Source organism: Mesorhizobium sp. M7A.F.Ca.US.006.04.2.1 (assembly GCF_004022915.1).
GTDB classification, from domain to species: domain Bacteria; phylum Pseudomonadota; class Alphaproteobacteria; order Rhizobiales; family Rhizobiaceae; genus Mesorhizobium; species Mesorhizobium ciceri.
The window spans coordinates 1-3815 of the sequence record NZ_RZQA01000635.1 but is presented as its reverse complement, the minus strand read 5'-3'; the positions used below and the strand labels follow the sequence as shown (position 1 = coordinate 3815).

At 62.7% G+C, this 3815-nt stretch carries 4 protein-coding genes; 1 reads left to right on the top strand and 3 read right to left on the bottom strand.

The window, feature by feature from the left end; genetic code table 11:
• The 3 genes from EN925_RS26945 to cpaB form a co-directional block, all read right to left on the bottom strand.
• The coding region (locus tag EN925_RS26945; RefSeq protein ID WP_128337050.1) for a hypothetical protein at window positions 1–221 on the bottom strand (221 nt) is incomplete at its 3' end.
• Between the two features lie 4 nt (window positions 222–225).
• Window positions 226–1674, bottom strand: coding sequence for a type II and III secretion system protein family protein (locus EN925_RS26940; RefSeq protein ID WP_064995330.1), 1449 nt, complete (start codon window positions 1672–1674; stop codon window positions 226–228).
• A gap of 30 nt (window positions 1675–1704) precedes the next feature.
• Window positions 1705–2631 carry a Flp pilus assembly protein CpaB gene (gene cpaB, locus EN925_RS26935; RefSeq protein ID WP_245465080.1) on the bottom strand — a complete coding sequence of 309 codons (927 nt, stop codon included), beginning with the start codon at window positions 2629–2631 and terminating at the stop codon, window positions 1705–1707.
• A gap of 237 nt (window positions 2632–2868) precedes the next feature.
• On the opposite strand from cpaB, the gene EN925_RS26930 reads away from it, so the two are divergent.
• Window positions 2869–3815 (top strand): ATP-binding protein (locus EN925_RS26930; protein ID WP_245487314.1); only part of this gene is annotated, 947 nt, incomplete at its 3' end.

The window sequence follows — 3815 nt, the reverse complement described above, 5'->3', positions numbered from 1 at the left end:
GGTGTGACAGCCGCGGCACTGCCTCGTTGGGCCGGCACCAGGAGCCTGGTGTTCTGGACCCCGTATTTCCAGGGATCGACCATCTGCATGACGGTGTTGGCGGCCTGCGCATTGCCGGCGCCGGCCGTTGGCCCTTCGCTGCGCACATAGTCGTCGCTGGTGCAGCCAGCGGCAAAGCCGGCCAGCAGCAAGGCGACGCTCGATCCAAAGACCAGACGCATGGCTTCAATCCTTCGGCAGGTCGAGGAAATGCCCAGCCGAAGCGGCCGCTGCAGGTTGAGTGACGCGGCCGTCTGCCAACGCCACGGTGCGACCGGCATCGGAATCCTTCACTTCCTCGGTGTTGTTGAGAAAATAGTCGGCATTGCTGGCCGGCTGCGTGCCATCTGTCGGCTCGACGAGCTTCTTCGACGGATCGACCGGCTTGACCAGATAGGGCGTTACGATGATGACGAGGTCGGTCTCGCGCCGCTGATAGGATTTCGACGAGAACAGCGCCCCAAGCACCGGCATCTTGCCGAGGCCCGGAATGCGCGACGTGGTGATGTCGTTTTGCGACTGCAGCAGTCCAGCGATCATGAAGCTCTGGCCGTTCTTCAGGTCGACCGACGTCCTGGCACGGCGCACGATGAAGCCAGGAACCGAGATCGTCCCGATATTGTAGGAGGCCGACGCGTCGATCGAGGAGACTTCCGGCGCGATATCAAGGCTGACCAGCCCGTCTTTCAGAACCGTAGGCGTGAAATCCAGGCTGACGCCGTATTTCTTGTAGCTGACCGAGATCTTGCCGTTGTCCTCCGAGACCGGGATCGGGAACTCGCCGCCGGCGAGGAAGCTAGCCGTCTGGCCGGACCGGGCGATCAGGTTCGGCTCGGCCAGTCGCCGCGCTAAGCCGCGCTCTTCCAGCGCCTTGATGGCGATATCGATCGATACGCCGTTCGATAGGAGACGACCGATGATCTCGCCAGTACCGGCCGCCGGCACTGTGCCCGGATCGATCGAGACGTCGCGGCCGCCAAGGCCATAGGCGAAATTGGCGGCGTATTTGGCACCCAGATCCTGGCCCGCCTGGCGGTTGATCTCGACAAAGCGGACGTTGAGCTGGACCTGCTGCGAAGATGAGATGTTGACCGAGTTGATCACCTCCTCGGCACCGGAAAAGCGCGTCGCGATCTTGTTTGCCTTTTCGGCGGCGACGGCATCGTCGGCCTCGCCCGACAGCACGACACGGCCATTGGCCGATCCGACCTTGATCCTGGCATCCGGCACGCTGGCGCGAATGGTGCTGGCCAGTTGGTCGGTGTCGAGCGTCACCTCGATGTCGACGGTGCCGACAAGCTGCTTTTTCTCATCGAACAGCGCAATCCCGGTGGTGCCGAGATTGTTGCCGAGCACATAGAAGGATTTGTCGGTCAGCGGATTGACGTTGGCGATCTCCGGATCGCCGATGACGATCTGGTAGAAGGCAGCACTGGTGATGATCGTCTTCGGCTTGCCCTTGGCAACCTTGATTGACGCATTCTTGGTCGACGACACGTAGACGACGTCGTTGTCAGCTCTCGCCGCCGAGGCGCCCAAGGCCAGCATCGCCGCAGCGGCCAGCGAAGACGCGACAGCCACGGCGCGCAAAACGCGCAACCGCGTCATGACCCGATATATGAACAGCCCGAACATTGTCCCGTCCCTCACCCAGTCCCCACTGGTTTATTTCTGGTCCCGCGAAGGAACCTGGTATTCCTCGGCCTTCGTGCCGCGCGTTACGATGACCGTCTTGAACTTCGGTTTCTCCGGCTCCTTGGTGACGGCGTCGAACACCGAGCCGGCCGCGGCCTGCACATTCGAGGCGACCGATCCGCCGAAGGAGGAGATGGTGGTGACGCCGTTCTTGCCGTCAGCGCCTTCGCTGGCGGACCGAAGCGACAGCGAGAGCGTGCCGACGGTGCGGGCCAGCGCTACTTTCTGCGCGCCGTCCGTCGTCACCTCGATTGTCACCGAATTGGAGATCTGCGGCGTCGTCTGGCGCTCGTCGGCGCCCTGCCCGACGCTCAGCACCTTGGCATCGGCGACAACGATCTCGGAGGTGATGGTGGAACCGGCAGCGCCTTGCGCATTCTTGGCCACTTCCTGGATTTCGCCGGCATCGCGCGTCAGCACCACGTCAACGCGGTCACCGGGCGTGACGAAGCCGCCGACTCCGGCGATCTCGTCGGTGCGGATGGTGACCGCCCGCATTCCGGGCGTCATCATGTTGGAGAGCGTCGCGCGGCCATTCGGGCCGGACAGCTTGGTCAGCAGCACCGGTTCGTTGACCTCCATCGGCGACAGCACCACGCGAGTGCCGTCGGCGAGCAACGCATTGATGGTGGTGAAGGCGCCCTGCGGCACGGACTCTTGCGACCACGGGATTTCGCTGAGCTGCGCGCGGTCGAGCTCCATGCCGTAGCGCAACGGGGCATTCGCCACCACGATGGTCTTGAATTCGACTTTCGGCACGACAGGTGCCGGAATCGACGACGTCTTCTCTTCGGAATCGGCCTTGGCCTGGCTTTTGACCCAGAAATCCGCGGCAAAGATCGAGATCGCGCCGAAAACGGCGGCGATGCCGATCATCGATATGGCCTTGCCCCTCACGCCTAAACCCCTGATATCAGCAGTTTCTTATTTAGTTGGGCTCACGTTAGGCGGCATTGTTAAAGAATCAGGAATCCCGGGCGTTGGTATCGGATCTATTTCCGCCGGCTTGGTTATCGAATGGTTTTGGGGTAAGAGGGCCCAGATCCCCGAACGGAACAGGAACCTCGGTCGCTTGGCGCTGAAAAGCGTGGCAGTATCGCGAGGTGATTCGCAGCACCGGAACCTATGGCAGGCATGGACGACAGCAACGATCTCTTCGGCAATATGGACAAGCAGCCGCAGCCGGTGCGTACCGCTGCGCGCCCGGCGGATCCACTGGTGGTGCAAGCCACCAAGCGTCCTGCCTCGACCAAGGACGGCAGCGAGGGCTATAGCGCCGCCGACATCGAGGTGCTGGAAGGGCTGGAACCGGTGCGCCGCCGGCCAGGCATGTATATCGGCGGCACCGACGACAAGGCGATGCACCATCTGTTCGCCGAGGTCATCGACAATTCGATGGACGAAGCGGTGGCCGGTCACGCCACCTTCATCGATGTCGAGCTTTCGGCCGACGGCTATCTCGCCGTGACGGACAATGGCCGCGGCATCCCGATCGATCCGCACCCGAAGTTCAAGAAGCCGGCGCTTGAAGTGATCATGACGACGCTGCATTCGGGCGGCAAGTTCGACTCCAAGGTTTACGAGACATCAGGCGGCCTGCATGGCGTCGGCGTGTCCGTGGTCAACGCGCTGTCGGACCATCTCGAGGTCGAGGTCGCGCGGGGACGGCAACTCTATCGGCAAAAATTCTCGCGCGGCGTTCCCGTGACCGGCCTGGAACAGTTGGGCGAGGTCCACAACCGGCGCGGCACAAAGATCCGCTTCCACCCCGACGAGCAGATTTTCGGCAAGGGCGCGGCGTTCGAACCGGCGCGGCTCTACCGTATGACGCGCTCGAAAGCCTATCTGTTCGGCGGCGTCGAGATCCGCTGGACCTGCGATCCGTCGCTGATCAAGGAAAAAGACCAGACACCGGCCAAGGCGGAATTCCATTTTCCCGGCGGCCTGAAGGACTATCTCAAGGCATCGCTCGGCGACGACTTCCAGGTGACGCGCGAGATTTTCGCCGGCAAGAGCGAGAAACAGGGCGGCCACGGCTCGCTCGAATGGGCGGTGACCTGGTTCGGCGGCGACGGCTTCAT

Excerpts from the sequence above, each read along its gene's own strand:
- EN925_RS26940 (WP_064995330.1), bottom strand. The coding sequence starts at position 1,674 with ATGTTCGGGCTGTTCATATATCGGGTCATGACGCGGTTGCGCGTTTTG.